Origin of the sequence: Vreelandella aquamarina (assembly GCF_900110265.1) — a bacterium.
GTDB lineage: Bacteria > Pseudomonadota > Gammaproteobacteria > Pseudomonadales > Halomonadaceae > Vreelandella > Vreelandella aquamarina.
In genome coordinates this window covers 1-23243 of record NZ_FODB01000058.1, presented here as the reverse complement: position 1 = coordinate 23243, position 23243 = coordinate 1, and the positions used below count along the sequence as shown (strand labels likewise).

The 23243-nt window shown below is 55.8% G+C and carries 21 protein-coding genes and 1 pseudogene; 4 read left to right on the top strand and 18 right to left on the bottom strand.

Going from position 1 to position 23243, the window contains the following annotated elements; genetic code table 11:
- A partial coding sequence (locus tag BMY49_RS14320) for a transposase (RefSeq protein WP_208596208.1) occupies positions 1-278 on the bottom strand: 278 nt, incomplete at its 3' end.
- 65 nt (positions 279-343) lie between these two features.
- Positions 344-979, bottom strand: a pseudogene (locus BMY49_RS14315) (MFS transporter); the annotation flags it as partial.
- Between the two features lie 150 nt (positions 980-1129).
- Here BMY49_RS14315 and tal point away from each other — a divergent pair.
- On the top strand, positions 1130-2068 hold the full coding sequence (gene tal / locus BMY49_RS14310; protein ID WP_089675890.1) for a transaldolase: 939 nt from the start codon (positions 1130-1132) through the stop codon (positions 2066-2068).
- A gap of 65 nt (positions 2069-2133) precedes the next feature.
- Here the strand turns inward: tal and BMY49_RS14305 are convergent, their stop codons facing one another.
- The 8 genes from BMY49_RS14305 to BMY49_RS14270 all read right to left on the bottom strand — a co-directional run bounded on the left by BMY49_RS14305 (position 2134) and on the right by BMY49_RS14270 (position 13149).
- Complete coding sequence (locus BMY49_RS14305) at positions 2134-2652, bottom strand: STAS domain-containing protein (protein WP_044630117.1); 519 nt, start codon at positions 2650-2652, stop codon at positions 2134-2136.
- Positions 2642-3835: a PP2C family protein-serine/threonine phosphatase gene (locus BMY49_RS14300; RefSeq protein ID WP_089675889.1), complete on the bottom strand. Its 1194-nt coding sequence runs from the start codon at positions 3833-3835 to the stop codon at positions 2642-2644. The genes BMY49_RS14305 and BMY49_RS14300 overlap by 11 nt, the downstream gene beginning before the upstream one ends.
- Before the next feature lie 8 nt (positions 3836-3843).
- Positions 3844-4665 carry an MlaA family lipoprotein gene (locus tag BMY49_RS14295; RefSeq protein WP_089675888.1) on the bottom strand — a complete coding sequence of 274 codons (822 nt, stop codon included), beginning with the start codon at positions 4663-4665 and terminating at the stop codon, positions 3844-3846.
- Between the two features lie 65 nt (positions 4666-4730).
- Positions 4731-5852: a beta-ketoacyl-ACP synthase III gene (locus BMY49_RS14290; RefSeq protein WP_089675887.1), complete on the bottom strand. Its 1122-nt coding sequence runs from the start codon at positions 5850-5852 to the stop codon at positions 4731-4733.
- A 113-nt stretch (positions 5853-5965) separates the two neighbouring features.
- On the bottom strand, positions 5966-9877 hold the full coding sequence (hrpA, locus tag BMY49_RS14285) for an ATP-dependent RNA helicase HrpA (RefSeq protein WP_244154978.1): 3912 nt from the start codon (positions 9875-9877) through the stop codon (positions 5966-5968).
- 203 nt (positions 9878-10080) lie between these two features.
- The gene (locus BMY49_RS14280; RefSeq protein WP_089675885.1) at positions 10081-11754 is read right to left on the bottom strand and encodes an AMP-binding protein; all 1674 of its coding nucleotides are present in this window, start codon (positions 11752-11754) and stop codon (positions 10081-10083) included.
- A 165-nt stretch (positions 11755-11919) separates the two neighbouring features.
- The gene (locus BMY49_RS14275; protein ID WP_089675884.1) at positions 11920-12699 is read right to left on the bottom strand and encodes a class II glutamine amidotransferase; all 780 of its coding nucleotides are present in this window, start codon (positions 12697-12699) and stop codon (positions 11920-11922) included.
- A 27-nt stretch (positions 12700-12726) separates the two neighbouring features.
- A complete protein-coding gene (locus tag BMY49_RS14270) occupies positions 12727-13149 on the bottom strand; it encodes a hypothetical protein (protein WP_044630124.1) in 423 nt (140 codons plus the stop codon).
- Positions 13150-13211: 62 nt separating this feature from the next.
- On the opposite strand from BMY49_RS14270, the gene BMY49_RS14265 reads away from it, so the two are divergent.
- A complete protein-coding gene (locus BMY49_RS14265; protein ID WP_089675883.1) occupies positions 13212-15311 on the top strand; it encodes a S9 family peptidase in 2100 nt (699 codons plus the stop codon).
- 144 nt (positions 15312-15455) lie between these two features.
- A complete protein-coding gene (locus BMY49_RS17470) occupies positions 15456-15614 on the top strand; it encodes a hypothetical protein (protein ID WP_167359381.1) in 159 nt (52 codons plus the stop codon).
- Between the two features lie 66 nt (positions 15615-15680).
- Here BMY49_RS17470 and BMY49_RS14260 read toward each other — a convergent pair whose 3' ends face one another.
- The 8 genes from BMY49_RS14260 to grxD form a co-directional block, all read right to left on the bottom strand.
- Positions 15681-16139: a YcgN family cysteine cluster protein gene (locus tag BMY49_RS14260; RefSeq protein ID WP_044630126.1), complete on the bottom strand. Its 459-nt coding sequence runs from the start codon at positions 16137-16139 to the stop codon at positions 15681-15683.
- A 57-nt stretch (positions 16140-16196) separates the two neighbouring features.
- Positions 16197-16769 (bottom strand): acyl carrier protein phosphodiesterase, encoded by a 573-nt coding sequence (locus tag BMY49_RS14255; protein WP_054641338.1) that lies wholly within the window; start codon positions 16767-16769, stop codon positions 16197-16199.
- Positions 16770-16800: 31 nt separating this feature from the next.
- Positions 16801-17094 carry a YcgL domain-containing protein gene (locus tag BMY49_RS14250; RefSeq protein WP_058576298.1) on the bottom strand — a complete coding sequence of 98 codons (294 nt, stop codon included), beginning with the start codon at positions 17092-17094 and terminating at the stop codon, positions 16801-16803.
- Complete coding sequence (gene rnd, locus BMY49_RS14245; RefSeq protein WP_062359172.1) at positions 17091-18224, bottom strand: ribonuclease D; 1134 nt, start codon at positions 18222-18224, stop codon at positions 17091-17093. Before rnd ends, BMY49_RS14250 begins: the two co-directional genes overlap by 4 nt.
- A 53-nt stretch (positions 18225-18277) precedes the next feature.
- The gene (recR, locus tag BMY49_RS14240) at positions 18278-18883 is read right to left on the bottom strand and encodes a recombination mediator RecR (RefSeq protein ID WP_044630129.1); all 606 of its coding nucleotides are present in this window, start codon (positions 18881-18883) and stop codon (positions 18278-18280) included.
- A 3-nt stretch (positions 18884-18886) separates the two neighbouring features.
- Positions 18887-19213, bottom strand: a complete 327-nt coding sequence (locus BMY49_RS14235; protein WP_044630130.1) for a YbaB/EbfC family nucleoid-associated protein — start codon at positions 19211-19213, stop codon at positions 18887-18889.
- Positions 19214-19261: 48 nt separating this feature from the next.
- The gene (dnaX, locus tag BMY49_RS14230; protein WP_089675882.1) at positions 19262-21184 is read right to left on the bottom strand and encodes a DNA polymerase III subunit gamma/tau; all 1923 of its coding nucleotides are present in this window, start codon (positions 21182-21184) and stop codon (positions 19262-19264) included.
- A 157-nt stretch (positions 21185-21341) separates the two neighbouring features.
- Positions 21342-21692 carry a Grx4 family monothiol glutaredoxin gene (gene grxD / locus BMY49_RS14225; protein WP_044630132.1) on the bottom strand — a complete coding sequence of 117 codons (351 nt, stop codon included), beginning with the start codon at positions 21690-21692 and terminating at the stop codon, positions 21342-21344.
- A 217-nt stretch (positions 21693-21909) separates the two neighbouring features.
- Between grxD and argF the strand changes: the two genes are divergently transcribed.
- A complete protein-coding gene (gene argF, locus BMY49_RS14220; RefSeq protein WP_074210769.1) occupies positions 21910-22830 on the top strand; it encodes an ornithine carbamoyltransferase in 921 nt (306 codons plus the stop codon).
- Positions 22831-23243 lie beyond the last annotated feature (413 nt).

The window sequence follows — 23243 nt, the reverse complement described above, 5'->3', positions numbered from 1 at the left end:
ATCCAGCCCATCGCCCGCTGCAGCACCAGAGTGCGTATCTGGCTGGTCAGCGAGTGGCGAATGCGCAGCGGATGACGCGCATCGACCAGGTTGTCGCCGAGCGCCTCGATCACGCCGCTACTGTCGAGGGCTTCGCGCAGCAACAAAGCGCCGCTGTCGCTGGTGGTGCGGTGGCCGCTCAGCTCGACACGGACAGAGCCGTTGCACGAGGGCGTCCAGGTGGATAGGCTTTCACCCATAGCGGATGGCTCCCTTGGATCAGGTTCTTGGCGGAACACACTGAATTTTCAAGAGGATACCATCCGCTATCTTCGTTTTCAGGCCGGTCTCATGAATAAGGCGGGATACCCTCTTTATGACGCAGCACGCTTGCATAGTTGCGAATCACTTGACGGGGCGAGGCCGCGGGCAAGTTGATATCACGGGTTTCGGGTAGCCGGGTACCTAACAACCAGAATAGAAAACCAGCATACACAGCCAGGAAGACGAAGATCAGCCACCAGCCAGCAATGTGCAGCAACAAACTACCCACCGCCGGTGCCACCAGTGGGGCTAGCATCATGATCATGGCCATGGTGGACATCACCTTAGCCGCCTCACGCCCGCTGAAACAGTCACGTACGATGGCAGCCGAGTTCACCACACAGGCGCCGCCCCCTAACGCTTGAATAAAGCGCCAAACCAATAGCGACGTTAAGCTATCGGCAGTGGTAATCATTAGGCTGGCCAGCATAAAGACTACCAGTCCGCTCAACAGTACCGGTTTACGACCTAACCGATCCGAGAGCGGCCCAAAGCAAAGCTGACCCAATGCAAATCCAAACAAAAACATACTGATCGAGAGTTCAGTATGGTGAATGCTGGCATTAATACTCTCAGCCAGTATGCCGATGGCAGGCAGATAGGCATCAATCGCGAAAGGCGCAAGCGCTGTGTTGGCGGCCACCAACCAAGCCACCCGACGAGGATTAAGTTCCATAAGCCTCCTTAAAATGGGCATAAAAAAAGCGGCGCGTGCCGCCGAAAAGGTAGGCCGCTAATCATAATCGATTTCAATTCATTTGTCGGTGTCTGTTCGCCACGCGCGGCCCTTGCTAAAGTACCCCACAGGACAACCAAGGAGCATTGCATGGCCACTAGCCTATTAAGCCAATTAAAAGAAATGACCACCGTGGTTGCTGATACGGGCGACCTTGAGGCTATTCGTCGCTTCCAGCCCCAGGATGCAACTACCAACCCCTCTCTCATCCTTCAAGCTGCCCAGCAGGAAGAGCGCCGCGCTCGCTTGGCCAGCATCGCCAAAGAGAGCACCGATCTTGACGACGCGGTAGACCGTGTCGCGGTGGATATTGGCAGCGAGATTAGCAAGCTAGTGCCGGGCTATGTGTCGACAGAAGTGAGCGCCCGCCTCTCGTTTGACCGCGACGCCACCGTTGCCAAAGCGCACTCGCTAATTGAACGCTATGCCCAGCATGGTGTCGGCCCCGGACGTATTTTGATTAAAATGGCGTCCACCTGGGAAGGCATTCAGGCAGCCCGCCAGCTTGAGCGCGATGGCATTCGCACCAACCTGACCTTGCTATTCGGCTTTGCTCAGGCACAGGCATGTGCCGATGCTGGCGCTACGCTGATTTCACCGTTTGTGGGCCGTATTCTCGACTGGCACAAAGCGCGCTCGCCGGAAGCTGACTTCAGCGGCGCCAATGACCCTGGCGTACAATCGGTTAAGCGTATTTATGACTACTACAAGGGTCACGGCTATCCAACGATTGTGATGGGAGCCAGCTTCCGTAACGTAGGCGAAATACAAGCCTTGGCAGGTTGTGACCGCCTCACTATATCCCCTGCGCTGCTTAACGAGTTAGATGAACTACAGGGCGACCTTCCCCGCCAGCTAACGCCCATGGGTGCCAGCAGCTCAGCAGAGCAGGCGCTAGCCCAAGCAGATTTTCGTTGGCAAATGAACGAAGATGAAATGGCGTCTGACAAGCTGGCTGAAGGCATTCGTAAATTCATGGCCGACCAGCGCAAGCTTGAAGAGCTACTTGGCAAACTACGGCAGAGCTAATTGCTTCCAGCCAGTTTGGGTAGCATATCCATCACACCCTCTTATCGACTAGGTAAGAGGGTGTTTTATTTATGTGCCACTGTAGATTGCGCTTCAAGCATCTCTACCAGCGGCTGAAACTGTTCGCGATTATGCTCGTTCATATGCATTAAAATGCGATGCGCCTCGAGAATACGCGTACGCAAGCCTTCTTCATCGGCAGGCTCAGCGGGCAGGTCTTGCATAGAAGAGTTAAGTGTTGCACTAGGCTGCAGAGGCGCTTCCATCAAGGTAAAAAAACGCGCAAAACCCATGACGTCCAGCATTTGCCGTACATCAGGGTTATCGGCAATAATCGTCGGAGGCTGTTCCAGCCGCCCTTTAACCGCCATGGCTACTTTGGCCAGAAAACCCAGCGCCGTTGAGTCGACATTGGTCGCTTCGCGCAGGTCAATCATCACCGCCTGAAGGCCAGGGGTTTCAGCAAGACGTTGCGCTTGGGTATCTAGCGTAGCACATAGCGTTAACCGCACATCGCCACAGAGCTTTAACACAAAAACACCAGAGTTGAACGCCGCTTTAATGCGGCCCTCTTCAATCAGCATGACCAAATCCGCTCACCATCATGATTGTCAGGTCATCGGGTAAAGCATCGCGGTCCTGGTTCGCCTCATCACCCTCATCGCCCTCTATCAAAAGCGAATTGGTTTTGGCTAGCCGGTCGCGCAACTGCTCAAGCGTGACACTTTCGCTAACGAGTTGCTCAAGTTCCGTGAGCCGCGTGTCGAGCGTTTTACCCGGCAAGCATTCCAATACACCGTCTGAACACAGCCACAAACGAAAGTTGGCCGGTAAAGCACAGCTAAGCGCAGGATACTCCACATCTGGGAAAAGGCCTACCGGCATTCCCTCCCCGGTTAAGCGCTCCAGCTTACCGTCAGCCGCCAACAGCGGCATCGGTAGCTGTGCGCCGAGCGAATAGTGAAGAGTATGCGCTTCATGGTCAATAACACCGACGAATAACGTGGCATGCTTACCAATGTTGGTATCCTGAAGCTCACGATTCATCGCCGCTAACCAATCAGGCGGCAGCCGCTCTGGCGCTTGGCCATCCCACTCGCTTAACCATCGGTTGCACAAATACTTCAGCAGCACCGTGACAAAGGCCGACGACGCTCCATGCCCAGAGACATCGGCAAAATAGAACGCGCTAAAACGGTCGTTATAAAGCTGATAGTCGAGAAAATCCCCCGACAAATAAAGCGACGGCGCAAACCAGTAGTCGTAATAAACGCCGTTGATCACTTTAGGATGCGCTGGCAACAAACGCCGCTGAATATGCCCCCCGCTTTGCTGGTCCATCCGCAGTAGCGCTAGGTGAGTTTCAAGGCTCTCATTGAGTTCAGCGAGACGTTCACGATCACGATCACGCTCTTGGGCTAAGGCGTGAAGCTCAATCGCCTTACGAATCATTCGGCGCAGCAGTTCGGTATGTCGCAGCGGATGAACGATGTAGTCCACCAACCCCACATCAATGGCCTTAATCAAGTCAGCATCCTGACGAGAGTCGCTGACGACCAGGGTTGGCAACCGGTGAGTCAACTGAGACCACTGCTGACGCGGCACTGCCCGGGCATGGGCCACAATCAGCGCCGTACCGCTAGGCAGATGGTCAATGTTCTCTGCAGCAAACACCCACATGCCGTCGCAGGTAATCGCCTCAGCCAGCGCATCGCGCTCGGGGCCGGGCTCATCGATTACCGCGATCAACTGCTTAGCGTGATCCATGTTGGGCCTCAATCGGCGAAATCGTCGTCACCGAAGTCGGTATCGTCGAAATCAAAATCATCTGTGGCAAACGGGTCTTCGCCAAGCACACCGTCATTCACCTCAAACTGGCGGCGCTGCAAATAGGCATCGCGGACAAACCGGTAGCGATCCCCCGAAATCAACGACTCTTGGTCTAACAAGCCCGCGCGAAAGTGAATAATATCGAGTGCCGTCAGGCCTGCACGTAGCTGATGATCGTCCATATATGTAATGGGATTCGCAGCGAAATCGGCTGGCAAGCCAGAGGCATCCCTGAGCGTGCGCGGGCCTAGCAGAGGTAACACTAAATAGCGCGAGTCCTCCCAGCCCCACACGGCCATGGTTTGACCAAAATCTTCTTTATCCGCGGTAATTTCCATGAGCGTGGCATAGTCAAGCAAGCCGCCAATACCCACCGTCGAGTTGATCAAGAATCGTGATGTTGCTAAACCCGCGTTGGCGGGTTTGCCCTGCAGCAGGCTATTGAGCGCGGTACGCACTTCGCCTAAGTTGGAGAAAAAGTTGCCAACCCCAGTTTGCACCGGCTCGGGAGTGACTGCCTTATACCCTCGTGCAACGGGCTTGAGGGCGTAGCGGTCCAGCACATCATTAAACGCGAACACACGCCTGTTGAAGCCCTCCCAAGGGTCCTGCGGGTCTGCCGTTACACGCTCTTGTGCAGCGTCCCCCTCTTGAGAAGACCCCGTACTGGCACACCCTCCCATGCTTAACGTGGCTAGCAACACGATAGGCAACAGCTTCTGCCATGTGCTTAGACCCTCTTTTTGCGGTGCCAACAGCCTCAGCATGCGATTTCCTCTTTCAACATAGAACGCTATTCCTAACATAACCGGTGATAGGCATCATCGGCCTATTACTGGCGACGTAGCACCACACTGCCTGCACTGTACCCCGCCCCAAACGAGCAAATAACGCCGATATCCCCTTCCGACAGTGCCTCACGGTGAAGGTGGAAAGCGATAATCGAACCCGCTGAGCTGGTATTCGCATAGCGATCTAAAATAATCGGTGCCTGTGCTTCGCTGGGTTCTTCACCCAGCACTTTACGTGCAATCAAATCGTTCATATGGCGGTTGGCCTGATGTAACCACATCCGCGTTAAATCCGCCCCCGACAGCTCTAATGAAGCGAGATGGTCAGTGATAAGCTTAGCGACCATAGGGCACACCTCTTTAAAAACGCGGCGCCCTTCCTGAACGAACAGCTTATCTAACGCCTGCGGATCGCTATCGGTCACGCGATTTAAAAAGCCCGCGTTATTGCGAATCGCATTGGAAAACTTCGTCACCAGTCGCGTTCCCAGAATTTCATAGCGCTCATCGGCCACGGCAACATCGCTATTTTCTAGTACCATAGCCGTACAAGCATCGCCGAAAATAAAGTGGCTGTCACGGTCTCTAAAATTCAAATGGGCAGAACAAATTTCAGGATTCACAATCAGCGCACGTTTAACGCTACCTGATGCAATCGCGTTCGCCGCCGTTTCCAAGGCAAAGGTGGCTGAACTGCAGGCCACGTTCATATCAAAGCCATAACCCGTTGTTCCCAGGGCCTGCTGTACTTCTACCGCGACCGCCGGATAGGCACGCTCTAGGTTTGAACAGGCCACAATCACCAGCTCAATATCAGCGGCATCAACCTGGGCCGTTTCTAGCGCCTGGCGCGCGGCCTGAGTCGCCATCTCACACTGAATAGACGGTTCATCGTTATGACGTTGAGGCAGTTTAGGCCGCATACGCTCAGGGTCAAGGATTCCTTGGGCATCGAGTACATAGCGACTTTTAATTCCCGAGGCTTTCTCAATAAATTCACTGCTGGAATAAGCCAGTGCTTCTTGCTCTCCACGCGCGATGGCATCCGCATGCTGGGCGTTATGGAGATCAACCCACGCGTTAAAAGCAGCGACCAACGCCGCGTTATCAATGGCGTTTTCCGGTGTATAGAGTCCTGTACCGGTGATCACTACATTGGTCATGCCTGTCTCCTTATTACGGCCTCAAGGCAAATAGCCGAAACCGTCAGTAAAATAGCGTATGGCGAGGTTGTCCACCCCGCTCTATCTAAGCCTAAGCGCTTGCTCGTTTAGCATTAAACGCTGGTAATCTCTTCCCAACGCTTTTCCAAGCGCTTCACGGATACCGGCATCTGAGTGCCCAGCTGCTGGGCGAATAGCGATACTCGCAACTCCTGTATCCACCAGCCAAATGAGACCAATTCAGGGTCTTCAGCGGCACCTCTGCGCTCGCTTTTTCGCCGCGCATCAAAACGTGCCTCTAGGGCTTGGACATCCTGCATCATCATTTGGTCACGGCCGCGTTCACGGGCCGCTTTATCGAGGCGGATGAGAGCCGCTTCGGTATAGCGCGGATATTCGCTAAGCCACTCCCCTGCGTCGCGAATAAAGCCAGGATAAACCAAGCGCTGCATCTGCGCGCTTACATCGCTGTAAACGAGCGCGAGGGCAAAGTTAAGCTTCCCTTTAAGCACTTTGGTCACCGCCAGATGCCCTTTAAGCGCCTCTTCAATGCGTGTCAGCAGCGATGCTGCATAAGGAATCAGCTCACTTTCGGTTGCCTTAAGCCGCTCGGTGAGCTCATTGGCAGAGCGTGGCAGCGGATGTGTTGCCACCACCTGCGTGAAGACCGCCAGCAGCAAATCATCCACTAATGCTTGTTTACTACCCACTTTAGCAAAGAGTAGAGCGCACTTTTCCACGCCAGGTAAGCGCTTGATGGCTTTCACCTGTTCCGGCCGCTTGGCAATGGCCAAGCGGGCCACGCCTTCCTGGTGAACCGCCGCAGCCTTCGCGGGATGATCAAAAAGCGCCACTTTAAAGCTATGGGCCTCGGCCATAAGTGCCGGGTAGGCTTCTACTCGGATACCAGCCTGAGTCGTTACCCGCGACTCTGGCAGCGGCGACTCCGGCAACTCATCCAGAGCGGGCGCTTGGCTTGCCTGATCGGCTAGCGCCTGAGCACCTGCACTCGCCGCCTCTTCGAAACGTCGCTCCAGCGCACGCACATCGCGTCCTTGGCCTAACGTTTTACCCGCATGATCAACGACCCGCACGTTCATAATGAGATGCGGCGGCAGCAGATCAAGACGCCAATCATCTGAGTGAACGCGAGTGGCGGTGCGGCGACGGATAAATTCCCCCAGCGCTTCGGTGAGCGGCCGCTCATCAGGCACGAGAGTCTCCAGCGCGGCATCGACCCAGTCGGGGATGGGCACCACTTGGCGGCGAATACTTTTCGGCAGCGATTTCAGCAGTGCAATGCACTTTTCGCGCAGCAGCCCTGGCACTAACCACGTTAACGCGTGAACAGGCAGCTGAGGCAGCATGGCCGCAGGGACGGTCAGGGTCACACCATCATCGTCGGCGTCCGGGTCAAAGTGGTAGCTGACCGGATACGCTACACCAGACAGCGTTAAATGATCCGGGTATTGCGCCTGAGTAACGTCGTGGGCATCCCGAGCTTTTAGCGCATCGATATCAAACTTCAGCAGCGTGGGATCTTGGCGCTCGGCCTGCTTGCGCCAGTGTTCAAAGCCCTTGCCGTTAACGATATCGGTGGGTATCCGCTCATCGTAGAAGGCGAACAGCGTCTCTTCGTCCACCAAGATATCCCGTCGGCGGGCACGATCTTCTAGCGCCTCTACCTCTTCGATCAGCGCACGATTATGGGTGAAGAATTCTCCTTTGGTTTGGAACTCGCCTTCCACCAGCGCCCGACGAATAAACAGCTCCCGCGACTCCTGGGGCGCAATAGGCCCGTAATGGACACGACGGCGCGCCACAATCGGCAGGCCAAACAGAGTGACCTGTTCAAACGCCACGACCTGAGCACGCTTCATTTCCCAATGGGGTTCGCTATAGCTACTTTTCACCAGATGCTGCGCTTGGGGCTCGATCCACTGCGGGTCGATCTTGGCAACAGTGCGCGCAAACAGCTTGGTGGTTTCGATCAGCTCAAAGGCCATGACCCATTTGGGTGTTTTTTTCGCCAGCCCAGAGCCAGGGTGAATCATGAACTTGCGGTTACGCGCGCCGAGGTACTCTCGGTTCTCAAGCAGCGTACCCAAATTGGAGAGCAGGCCAGACAGCAGCGCCTGATGCAGCTTGCCCGATGTTTTTCGCCTTGCCTGCTTGGCCTGCTCTTCGCTCTCGTTCTCATCACGAGGCAGCGGCGCAGGTACCTCGATGTCCATATCCCGCAGCAATTGGCGCAACTGGCGGAACGTATCGTGCCACTCGCGCATGCGCAGGTAGTTAATGTAGTGGTCACGGCACCAGCGGCGCAGTTGGTTGCCCGATAACGCTTCACGAGCATTCTCGATGCCATGCCATAAATTTAGCAGCGCAACGAAATCGGAGTCTGGGTCGTGCCAGCGCTGGTGAGCTTGGTCAGCGGCTTGGCGCTTGTCAGCGGGCCGGTCACGAGGGTCTTGAATCGCCAGCGCAGAGACCACGACCAGCACGTCCCGCAGACTGCCTCGCTCTGCACCGGCCAACACCATACGGGCCAAACGCGGGTCAATGGGTAGTTTCGCCAGCTTACGCCCCAGGGCGCTAAGCTGTTGCTTATCATTTACTGCGCCCAGTTCAAATAGCAGCCGGAAGCCATCTTTGACAAAGCGGCCATCGGGCGGATCAACAAAGGGGAAGTCTTCAATATTGCCGAGCTTGAGCGCCAGCATTGAAAGAATGACCGATGCTAAGTTGGTGCGCTGAATCTCCGGGTCGGTAAACGCGGGACGTGACAGGAAATCCTCTTCGTCGTAAAGACGAATACACACGCCTTCCGCAATCCGCCCACAGCGGCCCTTACGCTGATTGGCGCTTGCCTGACTGACCGGCTCAATGGGCAGCCGCTGGATTTTCGCCCGGTAGCTGTAGCGGCTAATGCGTACAAGGCCAGGGTCGATAACATAGCGAATTCCCGGCACGGTGAGCGACGTTTCAGCCACGTTAGTTGCCAGTACGATGCGACGCCCCCGGTGGGGAGCAAACACACGGTTCTGCTCCTCATTAGAGAGCCGTGCATACAGCGGCAGAATCTCGGTGCCCTTTAAATCCGCGCGGCGTAAGGTATCGGCGGTTTCACGGATTTCCCGCTCGCCGGGTAGAAACACCAGCACATCGCGGGGGCCATGCAGCCAGCCTTTTTCACGCTCGATTGTTTCGATCTCACGCACGGCATGCAAAATCCCCTCCTGCAGAGTGCGGTCATCCTCGTCCTCTTCGCTGCGCACCAGCGGGCGGTAGTGGACATCTACCGGGAACGTGCGGCCTGACACCTCGACCACCGGCGCAGGCGTGTTAGGCGAGCCGAAATGGGCCGCAAAGCGCTCTACGTCGATCGTTGCGGAGGTGATGATGACTTTCAAATCAGGGCGCTTGGGCAGTAGCCGCTTGAGATAGCCCAGCAAGAAATCAATGTTGAGGCTACGCTCGTGAGCTTCGTCGATAATCAGCGTATCGTAGCGTAGCAGCAGCGGGTCGTGCTGCGTCTCAGCCAGCAGGATGCCGTCGGTCATCAGCTTAACGAGTGTGTTCGGCGAGCTTTGGTCGTTAAAGCGCACCTGATAGCCCACCTGCTCGCCTAGCGGCACGCTCAACTCTTCCGCCAGCCGCCCAGCGACGCTTCGTGCCGCCAACCGCCGTGGCTGCGTATGGCCAATCAGCCCTTTTCGGCCACGGCCAAGCTCCAGGCACATTTTGGGCAACTGAGTGGTTTTACCCGAGCCGGTTTCCCCCGCCACAACCACCACCTGGTGGTCACGAATCGCCGTGAGAATATCCTCACGGCGCTCTACCACCGGCAGCTCTGCCGGGTAATCCAGCGTCACGCGTAGGGCTTCGCGCTGCGCCAGCAGTTGCTTGGCTTTGTCGACTTCCCGCTCCACCTCGCTCAAGCCGCGGTCGATCGGCTTCTTTTCTCGCTGCCGACGCCGCAGGCCCGCCACTCTACGCGAGAGCCGCTCTTGATCACGCAGCATCACGTGACTCAGCGACTCAGTGAGCGCTGTAAGCGAGGGGGCGTTGTTTTGTGGGGTATCGATGCGGGATGAGTGCGTGTCGGTGGTCACGTTAGGCTCGGTTCCATCTCAGAATAAACGTCGGCCCACTCGCAAGTGGGCCGACCATTGTAACGCTTTCGCGAACGAGACGCCTAACGCCTGCTTGACCGAGTGTTCAACCCTTACGGCGCATGAGTTGTTTCCTGGTCGCGCAGTTGGCGGCGCAGCACCTTACCGACGTTGGTTTTCGGCAGCTCGTCGCGGAACTCGATGTACTTCGGCACTTTATAAGCCGTCAGTTCTTTCTTGCACCAAGCGCGCAGCGTTTCAGCGTCAAGCTGGCTGTTTTTGGACACCACAAACAGCTTAATGGCTTCGCCCGCGTTTTCATCGGCAACACCGACGGCCGCCGCTTCCAGCACATCGGGATGTGCGGCTACTACGTCTTCAACCTCATTGGGGTAAACGTTAAAGCCCGACACCAGAATCATGTCTTTTTTACGATCAACGATTTTGATATAGCCATCGTCCTGCAGCACGGCAATATCGCCGGTATGGAACCAGCCGTTTTCATCAATGGCGTTGCGCGTCTCTTCCTCACGCTGCCAGTACCCTTTCATGACCTGCGGGCCTTGCACGCAAAGTTCGCCCGGCTCGCCAAACGGCACATCGTTACCATCAACATCAACCACTTTCACCGAGGTGCCCGCTACCGGCTTACCAATCGTCCCCAGCTGGATCGCATCGTTAGGGTTGAAACTGACAATCGGCGAGGTTTCCGTTAGGCCATAGCCTTCGGCGATCGGGCAGCCAGTAATAGCTTCCCAGCGCTGGGCAGTCGCTTTGGTTAACGCCATGCCACCTGAAATAGTCAGCTTCAACTTAGAGAAGTCGAGCTGCTTGAAATCGGCCCGATTGTACAGCGCGTTAAACAGCGTATTGAGGCCGATAAACCCCGTGAACGGCAGCCCCTTCAGCTCTTTAACGAAATTCGGCAAGTCGCGGGGGTTAGTGATCAGCAGTGAGTGGTTGCCGGTTTCCATCAGGAAAAGGCAGTTCACGGTAAAGGTGTAGATGTGGTACACGGGCAGCGGTGCAATCACCAGCTCTTCGCCGTCCGTGAGATGCTCGCCAATCGCTGAGCGCGCCTGGAGCATGTTGGCCACCAAGTTGCGGTGGGTCAGCATGGCACCTTTGGGCATACCGGTGGTGCCGCCGGTGTACTGAAGCGCCGCTAGGTCATCCATATTGCGCTCGACGGGGGTGTGCTTCAGTGAAGCGCCTTTTTTCAGGGCGTCTCGGAAACCAACGGCGCTTGGGAGCGAATAGGCAGGCACCATTTTTTTGACGTGCTTCACCACCGCGTTGATCAGCCAGCGCTTGGGCACATCATGTAGGTCGCCTAGCTGAGTCACCAGTACATGCTTGATATCGGTTTTATCGAGCACTTTTTCCAGCTTGTCGGCCATATTGGCCAGAATCAAAATGGCTTTGGCATTGGAGTCTTTAAACTGATGCGCCATCTCCCGCTCGGTATACAGCGGATTGGTGTTGACGACCACTAACCCTGCTCGCAGAGCACCGAATACGGCGACAGGAAACTGCAGAACGTTCGGCAACTGAATGGCGATTCTGTCGCCCGGCACCAAATCGGTTTCATGCTGCAGCCACGCAGCAAAATCAGCTGAAAGACGATCAAGGTCGGAAAAGCTCAGCGTCTTGCCCATGCAGGTAAAAGCGGGCTTGCTGGTAAAGCGCGAGACGGCTGACTGAAAAACATCCGTAATAGAGCTGTACTGATCCAAGCCTTCAAGCACTGGGCCGCGTAAAATGGGGGGGCTGGCGTGTTCACTCATGGGCTATCTCCGCTATCCGTGTCGATGTGAGACCGACCTTGTTATTGTGGTGTGGTTGTATAAAGAGATTAAACGCCAACGATATACGACGTTTATGACACTGTAAAACGATCGATTGAAACTTGCGTTTCAACTTTAGCTTATAGTCCATCACCGGGACTTATCTTATGGACAGTATCGAGCGTTAATTTCTCCCTCTCTCCACACCAATAACTCCCCAGGCACCATGCGCTGCCATGCTTCATTTTGAGTCAGTGGCTCGGTGGCAATCACCGAGACAATGTCGTTAGGCGTGGTGTGCTCGATAAAATTGACCGTCATCTCTGCATCTGACAACTCCGCTTCACCAAAAGGCGCACGGCGAGTGATGTGCGCCAGTTTGGTAGAGCAGTAGCTATAAAGATGGACGCCGTCAGAAAGGAGTAGATTAAAAACGCCCAGCCCTCTTAGCTGCTCGCAGAGGTCATGGAGCTTTTCCCAAAGCGCTTCTGGGGCAGCCGGTGGCGTTGGAAACGCCCGGCGCAACTCGCCCATTAACCAGCAAAACGCGTGTTCGCTATCGGTATTGCCAACCGGGGTGTAAAACCCTAAAGGCAGTTCCTGCCAATCACTTAATTGCCCATTATGGGCATAGCACCAGGGCCGCCCCCACATTTCACGAGCAAAGGGATGCGTGTTAGCCAATCGCACGCCGCCTACGTTGGCTTGGCGAATATGGCTGATCACAACATTTGATTTGATGGGGTAGTCGCAAATTAAACGCGCAATCGGTGAATCCACAGAAGGGTGAGGATCTCTAAATTCGCGATAGCCGCCCTCTTCATAAAAGGCGATGCCCCACCCATCGCGATGAGGGCCTGTGCCACCACCGCGATGTAAAAAGCCTGAAAAGCTGAAGCAGATATCGGTAGGCACATTAGCGCTCATACCCAATAGCTCACACATTGGCCCACTCCCTTGATGCCAGTCGCATTAACGGATAACCGGTTCGCGGCGGCGAGTAGGCTGTGGGTCCTCCACTTGGCGGCGGGCAGGCGTGTCTTCAACAGGCGCAGGACGACGCCACCACCACAGCGCTACACCAATCCCCGCGCCTAGGGCTATCCCTAAGACTAACCAGAGCAAGCCGTTGCGCAGAGCAGTGGCACTGTTCTCAAAAACGCCCACGGCAGCGACCATAGCGGACGGTGCCCAACCGCTATAGAACTCGCCCTCTTCGACCAGAGGCAGCCGATAACTGGCAGGCATCCACATCGCCCCCGCCACGCCCCATGTCACGATGAGCCGAGGCAAACGCGGCAAAAATGCCAATCCAAAGTAAACCGCTAGTAGCACCAGCAGTGAAAGACCGTAATAACTGAACCACAGCAGTGACATTGAGTCTGCAAACAGCATAATACCCCTCATGTGGGTGGAAGCACCCGACGTTGATTTCCCGTTATGGTACCTATCAATTTATGAAAGCACAGCCTGGTATGCACGAAGGCTCGCCCGTAGCGCGCTATTATCGCGCCGATGACCCTGAATGGCACTGGTTAGAAAACCGCGAAAGCGCTGATGTCAGCGATTTTCTTACCGCGGCCAACCAGCAGCATGCCGATTGGTTTGCACCGCTCTCCCCCCTCGCAGACACCCTTTACCACTCGCACCTAGCGCGCCGTGAATTGGCGGTGAAAAGTCTAGAGACAGCGCTTGACCACTTTACGTTCTGGAGCGAGACCGGCGCTGAGGATGATTACCCCTGCTGGTGGCGTTACCCAAATGGCCAACCTGAGCAAAAAAGCTGTTTTTTTGACGTTCGCGAGCGCGCTGCCGAGCAGCCGTTCTACGACATGGGTGATATGGCGCTCTCCCCGGATGAGCAGTGGCTCGCCTGGACCGAAGATACCCAGGGCGATGAACGCTTCACACTCTGGTTAAAAGCGCTGCCTAACGGCACGCCGCGCCAACTACTTAGCGATATCGGACCCAGCGTTTGCTGGGCAGAGGACCAAACTGCAGACGGCGCCACGCTGCTGTTTACCCGTTTCGACGATACCCAGCGCCCTGACAGCCTATGGCGGCTATGGGTCGCGTTCGCAGAACATGCCCCTATGCAGACACCGACCCTGGTGTTACGCGAGGCAGACCCAGAATTTTGGGTAGGCGTGGGTAAAACGCGCTCTAAAGCGTGGCTGATCATCGAGAGCGGCTCAAAAGACACCACCGAAGTTCTCGCCCTACCTGCCGACCAGCCCGAAACACCCCTCGTTTGCCTGCATGCCCGCGAGCCGGGCGTGGAAGTCAGCATTGATCATCGGCCAGGGGTCTTTTATCGCCTACACAACCAGACGGGCCCCCACTTTCAGCTGGATATGCGCGCCGAAAGCGATAACGCCAGTTGGCAGCCGCTGATTGCGCATCGCGATGACGCGACACTGGAAGGGGTTGATGCGTTTGAGTGGGGCTTGATACTGGCTGAGAGAAGCCATCAGGATGCGCAGGTACTGCTGCGGCGCTTGGAGCTGGATAGTCACCATCAAACGCTGCTTGATAGCTACATTGAGCTGCCCGAAACGCCCTGTTCACAGCTGCTGGAAGACTCGCCACACTTTAATGCACGCACGCTGCACCTGCGCGAAGAGTCGTTTACCCGCCCTCCGAGCTGGTATGCCTTAGACCTCGATAGCGGTGTACGCACGCTCTTAAAACAGGTGCCCGTTCATGGCAGTCTCGCTCCAGAGCAGCTAGTCAGCCGCCGAATATGGGCCACCTGCCACGATGGCGAGCAAGTCCCGGTATCAGTGGTTATGCGAGCAGATTTGGCAGACCAACCACTACCCACCCTGCTATACGGCTACGGTGCTTACGGTGAAGCACTGGACCCCTGGTTTTCTATTGCCCGCCTAGAGCTACTGGAGCGCGGCGTAGCCTTTGCTGTGGCCCATGTGCGCGGCGGCGGTGAGCGCGGCGAACCGTGGTACTTAGCAGGCAAGATGGCTCATAAAGAGAACAGCTTTCACGACTTTTTAGCCGCCCGTGAAGCGCTTGTGGCCGCCCATATCAGCCAGCCTGAGCGGATAGTCGCCTGCGGTGCCAGTGCAGGCGGATTGCTGGTGGGTACTTGCATCAACCGTGCGCCGGAGGCCTTCTGCGCGGCGGTGTTGGATGTTCCTTTCCTGGATGTACTGCGCACCATGCAGAACCCAGAGCTGCCGCTCACCACCGCTGAGTATACCGAGTGGGGTAATCCTGAGGCACCCGACGTGGCTGAACGTATCGCCAGTTATTCACCTATCGATAACATCCGCTCGCAGCGCTACCCAGCGCTTTGGCTTGAGGGTAGTTGGTTCGATACCCGCGTTAGCTACTGGGAACCCGCCAAATTCTACGCCCGAGTGAGCCAGGCACAGCAGGGGGCTGCGCCTATCCTGCTGCATACCGATATGAGCAGCGGCCACGGCGGCGCATCGGGAAGGTTTAAGGCGTGGCGCGATACAGCCCGCCAGGATGCGTTTATTCTGTGGGCGCTAGGGTTAGCAGAGGTGTCGCTGGCAGAGAGTCCGTTAACGCCTTAGATACAACCACTCGCAGCGCCAAGGCGCTGCTTTTTTTACGCCATTTATTTTATGAAAATACTTTCCATAAAATAATTTTTACGGCATACTAACCATAAGTTTTATATACCAACGTCTATATAGCTGATCATTAGGAGTAACACGATGAAATATCAGGAACAGTTCCCCACCATTTGGGATACCCCAACGAAGCCCGCTAACACTCAGGCAACCAAAAAAGCCGCTGCCCAGCCGCAACCCTCGGCTCTTAAAGAGGCTTTTTTAACGATTTGGGATAGCAGTAAAACGAAAACCGCTAGCTAACAGTGCATTCGCCAGCGGTCTAAACGTACGCCAAGGAAGGCTACGGCAGGAGCTTAAACATGAAAATCACGACATAGGAAGAACGGCAATTATATGCTCTTCGAGTTGCCTTTCTGGCACCTCATCTTGGGACACAGCAAACCCTCTGACGCTGATGCCTTTTCGATGGACTCGTTCAGCATCGTTACTTAGCAAGGGATGCCATCCTGCCAGCTTGCGACCTTCCGCCACTCGTCGGTACCCACAGGTTTGCGGCAACCAAGTAAACTCTTTTACCAGCGCTGGGGTCAGCTGGGTGCAGTCAGGCACGCTCTCAAAGCGGTTTTCATAATCGCTGCACTGACAGCTATGAGTATCCAGCAGGCGGCACGCTACGTTAAGAATGGCCAGCTCTTGCGTCTCATCATCATGCAGCTTTAGCAAACAGCACTGACCGCAGCCGTCACACAGGGCTTCCCATTCTGGAGGCGTTAGCTCTTCCAACGAATAGCGTTCCCAGAAGCGCTCGCGCAACGCGGTTTCCATCGTCTAATCACCCCGGTTAAACATTAACGTTAGGCAGGCTATAGCAGCCAGCTAATCTCAGCTTGTCTTACCATCACTGGTCAGCGCCTCCCGGCACTCACTCCATAACACGCTGAAATCCGCCTCTAAAGCAGTGTAGTCTTCACGCAGCCAGGGCACTAATTCAGCCAGACGGTTGGGGCCGGAAAGGCGCTGCCCGATGCCCGCCACCGCACGACATGTAAAATCAAAATCAGCGTAACGGCGCAACCAGTCGTGCTCAACCAGCACCGGCATCATCGTCGCTAGACGTTGTGGCGCGGGCCACGCGCTGAGTAATCGATAGCAGCGATCAATCAGCTGATGTTGATCAGCCCCCTCCTGCTGGCGAGAAATAAAATGATCCCACACAACATCCAGCGCAATGCCCGCATAGCGTCTTTGAGCCTGAGGAGCGCGCTGCTTGGCCATCATAACGCTAGGGTGCTGGTCTACCCAGGCATCAACTCGCCGATGGTGGCGAATGCCACAGGCAACGCTTGGCGACCAAGCAGAAAGGTCGCTGCCTTTCACGCCATCGGCAATCAAATTACCGTAAAGAAAGCCGTCGTCCCCCGGCTGAGCCAGCCATGCGTGGGCAAGAAAGTTCATCGCTTTTGCGCCACGCTAATGCGCCGATAACTCACGAGCGATCTGTCGTCTGAGCGCGATGAATGTCCAGTAAGTAGGGCTCTTTGGCAGGCGGCATTTGTAGGTAAAATCCTTGCTCCTCAATCGCAGCCATCACATCGGAGGCCTTCACGCGGGCAAGCGGCTTATCAGCGGTCAGAATCATCGTTAGCACAGGAACCGGCTTACCAAAGGTCTCCATCAGCGCCTCAGGCACTGTCTCCATTCCTTTACGCTTATCCACGTAGAGGTACATTTCGTCTTTGCGCGAGCTTTTAAAAATCTCGCATAGCAGTTTTTCGCTCATAAAGATGACTCCTCAAGCGCCTGATGAATCGCTTGCGTTAAGCAGGTATCGCGCCAACCACTCAGTTCTTGTAATGGCTGGTGTGCAAGCCGCTGCATGACCAGCGCCTCAATATCCCGGCGACGCAGCAACATTTCCGGAGCAATATTAAGAGCCGCTGCTTTTTCGGCAACCACTCCCTTAATCGCCTTGAAACGGCGCTTAAATGCAGGCTGCATGGGGTCTGGCCAACGCGTAGGTAAGTCGCTTTCTGGACAGTGCTGGGCCTGCTTCACTAGCGCCAGTAGAGCATCGCCCTCTTTTTTGACCAGCGGCGGCTTGATGCCCTCAACCTCGACTAGCTCATAGCGGTTTTTGGGCATTTTTTCTGCCACAACGAACAGCAGCTTATCGCTCACCAGCCAATTACGCGGTAAATCTCGACGGCGGGTTTCGCCCTCGCGCCAAATCGTCATTAGCCGGTAGGCCTCAAGCTGGCGAGGCGTCAATCGCCAAAGCTGGCGCTGGCGGGTATACCACTGGCCGTCGTTTTCAACGCTGCGTCCTGCCTGTTCGATCAAGCTGGCGCACTCGCTGTCCAACCACTCACGCCGCCCTAAGGCGTCGAGTTTTTCCGCTTGAAGCTGCCACACTTTAAGCAAGTAAATTACGTCTAGCGCGGCGTACTCACATTGAGAAGACGTTAACGGACGCTCCAGCCAATTAGAGCGTGTCTCCTCTTTGGGAAGCGTTTCGCCTACCCAGTGCTCTACAAGTTTTTGGTAACCCATGCCAGGATTTTCGCCTAAGAAGGCTTGCGCCACCTGGGTATCCACCAGCGGCGTAGGCAACACGCCCGCCCAGCGTTGGAAGACTTCTAAATCTTCACTGCAGGCATGCAGCAGCTTCACCGCGCTATTTTGCAATAGCGCTTTAAAAGCGTTGGTGCAGGGTGTTGATAACGGGTCGACTAAATATGCCACTTCATGACTGGCAAACTGAATCAGCGCCGGTATGGGGAAAAACGTATTCTCGCGGAAAAACTCGGTGTCTAAGGCAATAACGCTGGCACCGGAAACCTGTTCACAGGCGGCGTCTAACGCCTCGGCGCTATCAATCCATTGATACAAAGCAGAAGTTGAAGAGGACAAAGCAATCTTCCGGGTTGGCACAACCGCATCAGCGCTTGCGTTTATTATCAGCATTAATCGCTAGCAAAGGGCTGGCGACCATTAAAAGCGCGGCTTAATGTACCGCCATCCACATACTCCAACTCACCGCCCATCGGCACGCCATAGGCGAGACGAGAAAAGGATACACCGTAATGCGCAAGCTGAGAGGCAATGTAATGCGCTGTCGCCTCACCCTCTACCGTAGGGTTAGTAGCAAGAACGACTTCACGAATATTGCCTTCAGCTACACGGCTTTCGAGCAACTCCAGCCCGATAGCTTCCGGGCCAATACCATCTAGCGGTGAAAGGTGACCATGCAGTACAAAATAGCGCCCTTGAAAACCGCCAGCCTCTTCAATCGCTAGCTGGTCTGCGGGCGATTCAACCACGCACAACAGTGCATCATCACGGCGAGAGCTCTCGCACAGCGCGCAAATATCGGCTTCGGTGAGCGTACGGCAGCGCTGGCAGTAGCCTACTTCCTCTATCGCCTGCTGAATCACTGCGGCTAATCGCTGGCCACCTGGGCGTTCACGCTCTAGTAAATGCATCGCCATGCGCTGAGCCGTTTTTGGCCCAACGCCTGGCAACACGCGAAACGCGTCCATCAATTGCTCAACAAGCGGAGAAAAGCGCATGGTTTAGAACGGCATCTTAAAGCCGGGCGGTAGGTTTAAACCGGCTGTTGCCTCTTCCATTTTCGCTTTGGAGTTCGCTTCTACTTTACGTACAGCATCGTTGACCGCTGCCGCCAGCAAATCTTCAAGCAGCTCTTTATCTTCTTCCAGCACGCTGGGGTCGATCGTGACATCGCTGACATCATGGCGGCCGTTCATGGTAATTTTTACCATGCCCGCACCCGCTTCGCCGTGCACTTCAGCTTTGGCCACTTCTTCTTGAACGCGCTGCATTTTTTCCTGCATTTCTTGGGCTTGCTTCATGATGTTGCCCATTCCGCCTTTAAACATGCGGTCTTCTCCTAAATCATTAATAAGCGAGTTGGTAGCCGTCGGCCGTTAGGAACGTGGCTCTGGCGCTGGTTTTACGGTTGACTCAATTAGCGTAGCCCCAAACGCCTGCTGCAACTTCTGAATATTGGGGTCGTGATGCAACAGATCAACAGCCTGCGCATGGCGTTCTTGCTGTAAACGCTCTTCCTGTTGCTGGGGTGTTTCCAGCGTGGCGTCAAGTTCAGCCACGCTGAACTGAACCCTTCTTGGTATGCCGATCTCTTTCAGCGCTCGCTCAATGCGCACGTTATGAACCTCGGCCTTCATGGCGGACTGGCTGGGGTCAAGCCGCAGCACCACAGTGCCACCATCATCGCTTTCTAACTGGCAATGTGCCGCTAAGTTACGCGTCAGCCCGCCTAAACCTAAGGCGTCAAAACAAGCCAGCCACGCGGCGTGGTTTAAGAGATCTCCCGAGGCCAGCGATTTAGCCGAAAGAGAGGAAGGCGCCACATTAAAGGATGGAGTGGGCTCTGGCTCTGGCTCTGGCTCTGGCTCTGGCTCTGGCTCTGGCTCTGGCTCTGGCTCTGGCTCTGGCTCTGGCTCTGGCGAGAGCGTAGCGGCGCTTTCTACCTCTTCAAGCGACCAGGGCGGCGGCGCATCATATTGCGGCTCTAATGCCTCGGGCGCCTCACTTGGTGGAGCTGCCTGCACCGCAGGCTCAGGCGGCTCAGCCTCGGCAGCGGCGGGTGCAGGCTCAGGCTTTTTTGCGGCTGGCTCCGCTAACACAGGGGCGCTTGGCGGTGCTGTGGGAGCTGGCGTTGCATCTGCTGACGGCGCAGGCTCAGGGCGTAGCGGCAGCGGCGTCGCAGGTGGCTTGGGAACGCCCTGAGGGCGGAAAGCCAGCATCCGTAACAGCGTCATCTCCAGAGCACTACGCAAGTCTGGGGCGTGTACCATATCGCCACGCCCCTGGATACCAATCTGGTAGTAGAGCTGGATATCTTCAGCGGTAAAACGGCTGGCCAGCTGCTGAATTTGCGCTCGGTCACCGTGGCTATTATCCACTGCATCCGGCACCATTTGCGCCACGGCCAAGCGGTGGAGTATGGCAGTTAACTCATCTAGCACGGCGGCAAAATCAGGCCCCTGCTCGGCTAGCTGGGCCACTTCTGCCAGCAACTTCTGAACATCTACCGCTGCTAGCGCTTCAACCAAGGCCAGCACATGGCGATGATCCAACGTGCCCAGCATTGCCGCTACATCAGCATGGCGCGCAGCCCCTTGGCCAAAGGCTATGGCTTGATCAGTCAGGCTCATTGCATCGCGCATGGAGCCTTCAGCAGCCTTGCCTAACAGCCACAACGCGCTTTCATCATACTCAACCCCCTCTTCGCCCAGCACATAAGTTAAGTGCTCGACTACCCGCTCAGGCGGCATATGCTTGAGCGTAAACTGCAAACAGCGGGATAGTACCGTGGCGGGGAGCTTCTGCGGATCGGTGGTCGCTAACAGAAATTTTACATGGGGTGGCGGCTCTTCCAGCGTTTTAAGCAGCGCATTAAAGCTGCTGGTGGAGAGCATGTGCACCTCATCAATAAGGTATACCTTGTAGCGCCCTTGGGTAGGCGCGTACTGAACGTTATCGAGCAGTTCGCGGGTATCTTCTACTTTGGTTCGCGAAGCAGCGTCGACTTCGATCAGGTCGACAAAACGGCCTTCATCGATGGCTTGGCAACTATCGCACTGACCGCAGGGTGTCGAGGTAATTCCCTCATCCCCGCGCCCATTAGCGGTACAGTTAAGGCATTTCGCCAAAATGCGCGCCAGCGTGGTTTTGCCGACGCCACGCGTGCCAGTAAACAGGTAAGCGTGGTGTAAGCGGCCCTGATCAAGGGCATTGACCAAGGCGCGTTGAACATGGGCCTGGCCCACGAGCTCGTGGAATGTACGTGGCCGCCATTTGCGGGCCAGAACCTGATAGCTCATTGAGCAAAACTTCCTTAGGCGGGCTGACTGTCGATGCTAAACAACCTATCGTAAACCGTAGATGCTAATTGTTGGTGCTTCATAGAGCACCATTCTAGCGGCTGCACCGCAGCCCGCCAACCGCCCGGCAGATGCCGAGCGGCATGAGGCGTTACGCTTAGGCGTTATCGCCACCTTCAGCGGCACCAGCACGTTGGGCGGCTTCTTTTACCAACTTTTCAAGCTCACCGTTTTGATGCATTTCAATCACAATATCGCAGCCGCCTACCAGCTCGCCTTCTACCCATAGCTGGGGAAAGGTCGGCCAGTTGGCAATTTTCGGCAGCTCAGCACGGATATCCGGGTTATCCAATACGTTGACGAAGGCAAAACGTTCGCCGCAGCTCATCAGCGCCTGCACTGTCTGTGCAGAGAAGCCGCACTGGGGCAGTTGGGGGGTGCCTTTCATGTAGATCAAAATCGGGTTTTCGCTGATTTGACGCTGAATATTTTCGGCAGTGGTGCTCATGATGTGCTCCTAAACAAGTGATGTGATCCAAGTCAGTTTACGCAATTCGTCAACTGGCTTTAACCCCACGACCTAGTAATGCCATGGATTGGTGATTACACCAATACCCGAGCAAACTACTCGGCCTTAACGCGTGGCAGCCATTCTACGCATGCCGCCCGCGTTGCGCATCCCCTGCCGCATCGCTAGGATGGTGTTTTTGCGCGGAGAGAAGTCCATGGCGACACGCCATTTCCTTACCCTATTGGATTTGACCCCAGATGAGCTGGCGTATTTGATCCAGCGTGCCATTAAGATCAAGACGGATCTTAAAGCTAATGGCCCAGTGTACACACCGCTACCAAACCGCACGCTGGCGATGATTTTTGAAAAATCGTCCACCCGAACCCGCGTCTCTTTTGAAACAAGCATGGCGCAATTTGGTGGCCATGCGCTCTTCCTCTCTCCTCGTGACACCCAGCTTGGCCGCGGCGAGCCAATCGAAGACACCGCTCGCGTGCTCTCTGAGATGGTGGATGCAGTCATGATTCGCACCTTCTCCCACCAAGGCCTGGAAACCTATGCCAGCGCCAGCAGCGTGCCGGTGATTAATGCCCTAAGCGACGACTACCACCCCTGCCAACTGCTGGCAGATGTGATGACCTGGACAGAGCTGCGCGGCAGCGTCAAAGGTCGCACCGCGGTGTGGATTGGCGATGGCAATAATATGTGCCACTCCTGGATCAACGCCGCCCGCCAGTTCGGCTTTCATCTGCGGGTCTGCTGCCCGGAAGGCTATGAACCACGCGAAGATATCATGGCCGCTGCGGGTGACTGCGTCACCCTGCTCCACGACCCACAAGAAGCGGCTAAAGGTGCTGACTTAATCACTACTGACGTATGGGCTTCCATGGGCCAGGAAGAGGAGCAGGCAAAACGAGAAGCCGACTTTGCAGGCTTCCAGGTAACTGAAGCCCTGCTCGACTCCGCCCAATCTGACGTGCTGTTTTTACACTGCTTGCCTGCTCATCGAGGCGAAGAGATCAGCCTCACGCTGCTGGACGACCCAAGGGCAGTAGTATGGCAGGAAGCCGGCAACCGCCTACACGCTCAAAAAGCATTGATCGAGTTTTTGTTACTAGGCAAAGTCGACGCATAACCTCTATCGCCTAACCTCTATCCCGCCCTGTCTGCTTTGCAGGGCGGGCTTGTGCACAACGCCCTCGAAAGCAAACGCCACCACACCGGGTACAAAACAAGATCGAGTAGGAGGGGGAGTCGCCTCCCCCGTCCTCTCACACCACCGGGCAAACGGATCCGTACCACGGCGGTTCCTGTCCCCCATTATCGGGCTGAGCTTCGTTCCGCTGAATTCGCTCGCCTGTGTGCTCTGAGCGCTTCGACAGTCTTTGGGCTTCCGGCCCGCCATACAGTTATCGAGAGCCCTCCGGGGAGGCTTCTGCTCGTACACATCAGAGAGTGGTCAACTATCCACTCGTGACAGGTTCAGCCCTTCAGCTCTTGGTTAGAGAGCCTAATATGGCCTCTGCTGACTCCTGTTCGCCCATCCCG

Bases quoted from the DNA above. Each gene is read 5' to 3' on its own strand.
- BMY49_RS14305 (WP_044630117.1), bottom strand. From the start codon at position 2,652: ATGCTGATTGAAGAGGGCCGCATTAAAGCGGCGTTCAACTCTGGTGTT.
- recR (WP_044630129.1), bottom strand. From the start codon at position 18,883: ATGCGCTTTTCTCCGCTTGTTGAGCAATTGATGGACGCGTTTCGCGTG.
- grxD (WP_044630132.1), bottom strand. From the start codon at position 21,692: ATGAGCACCACTGCCGAAAATATTCAGCGTCAAATCAGCGAAAACCCG.
- BMY49_RS14250 (WP_058576298.1), bottom strand. From the start codon at position 17,094: ATGAGCGAAAAACTGCTATGCGAGATTTTTAAAAGCTCGCGCAAAGAC.
- dnaX (WP_089675882.1), bottom strand. From the start codon at position 21,184: ATGAGCTATCAGGTTCTGGCCCGCAAATGGCGGCCACGTACATTCCAC.
- BMY49_RS14260 (WP_044630126.1), bottom strand. From the start codon at position 16,139: ATGGAAACCGCGTTGCGCGAGCGCTTCTGGGAACGCTATTCGTTGGAA.
- BMY49_RS14275 (WP_089675884.1), bottom strand. From the start codon at position 12,699: ATGTGTGAGCTATTGGGTATGAGCGCTAATGTGCCTACCGATATCTGC.
- tal (WP_089675890.1), top strand. From the start codon at position 1,130: ATGGCCACTAGCCTATTAAGCCAATTAAAAGAAATGACCACCGTGGTT.
- BMY49_RS14265 (WP_089675883.1), top strand. From the start codon at position 13,212: ATGAAAGCACAGCCTGGTATGCACGAAGGCTCGCCCGTAGCGCGCTAT.
- BMY49_RS14270 (WP_044630124.1), bottom strand. From the start codon at position 13,149: ATGCTGTTTGCAGACTCAATGTCACTGCTGTGGTTCAGTTATTACGGT.
- BMY49_RS14300 (WP_089675889.1), bottom strand. From the start codon at position 3,835: ATGGATCACGCTAAGCAGTTGATCGCGGTAATCGATGAGCCCGGCCCC.
- BMY49_RS17470 (WP_167359381.1), top strand. From the start codon at position 15,456: ATGAAATATCAGGAACAGTTCCCCACCATTTGGGATACCCCAACGAAG.
- argF (WP_074210769.1), top strand. From the start codon at position 21,910: ATGGCGACACGCCATTTCCTTACCCTATTGGATTTGACCCCAGATGAG.
- BMY49_RS14295 (WP_089675888.1), bottom strand. From the start codon at position 4,665: ATGCTGAGGCTGTTGGCACCGCAAAAAGAGGGTCTAAGCACATGGCAG.
- hrpA (WP_244154978.1), bottom strand. From the start codon at position 9,877: ATGCTGCGTGATCAAGAGCGGCTCTCGCGTAGAGTGGCGGGCCTGCGG.
- BMY49_RS14290 (WP_089675887.1), bottom strand. From the start codon at position 5,852: ATGACCAATGTAGTGATCACCGGTACAGGACTCTATACACCGGAAAAC.
- BMY49_RS14235 (WP_044630130.1), bottom strand. From the start codon at position 19,213: ATGTTTAAAGGCGGAATGGGCAACATCATGAAGCAAGCCCAAGAAATG.
- BMY49_RS14280 (WP_089675885.1), bottom strand. From the start codon at position 11,754: ATGAGTGAACACGCCAGCCCCCCCATTTTACGCGGCCCAGTGCTTGAA.
- BMY49_RS14255 (WP_054641338.1), bottom strand. From the start codon at position 16,769: ATGAACTTTCTTGCCCACGCATGGCTGGCTCAGCCGGGGGACGACGGC.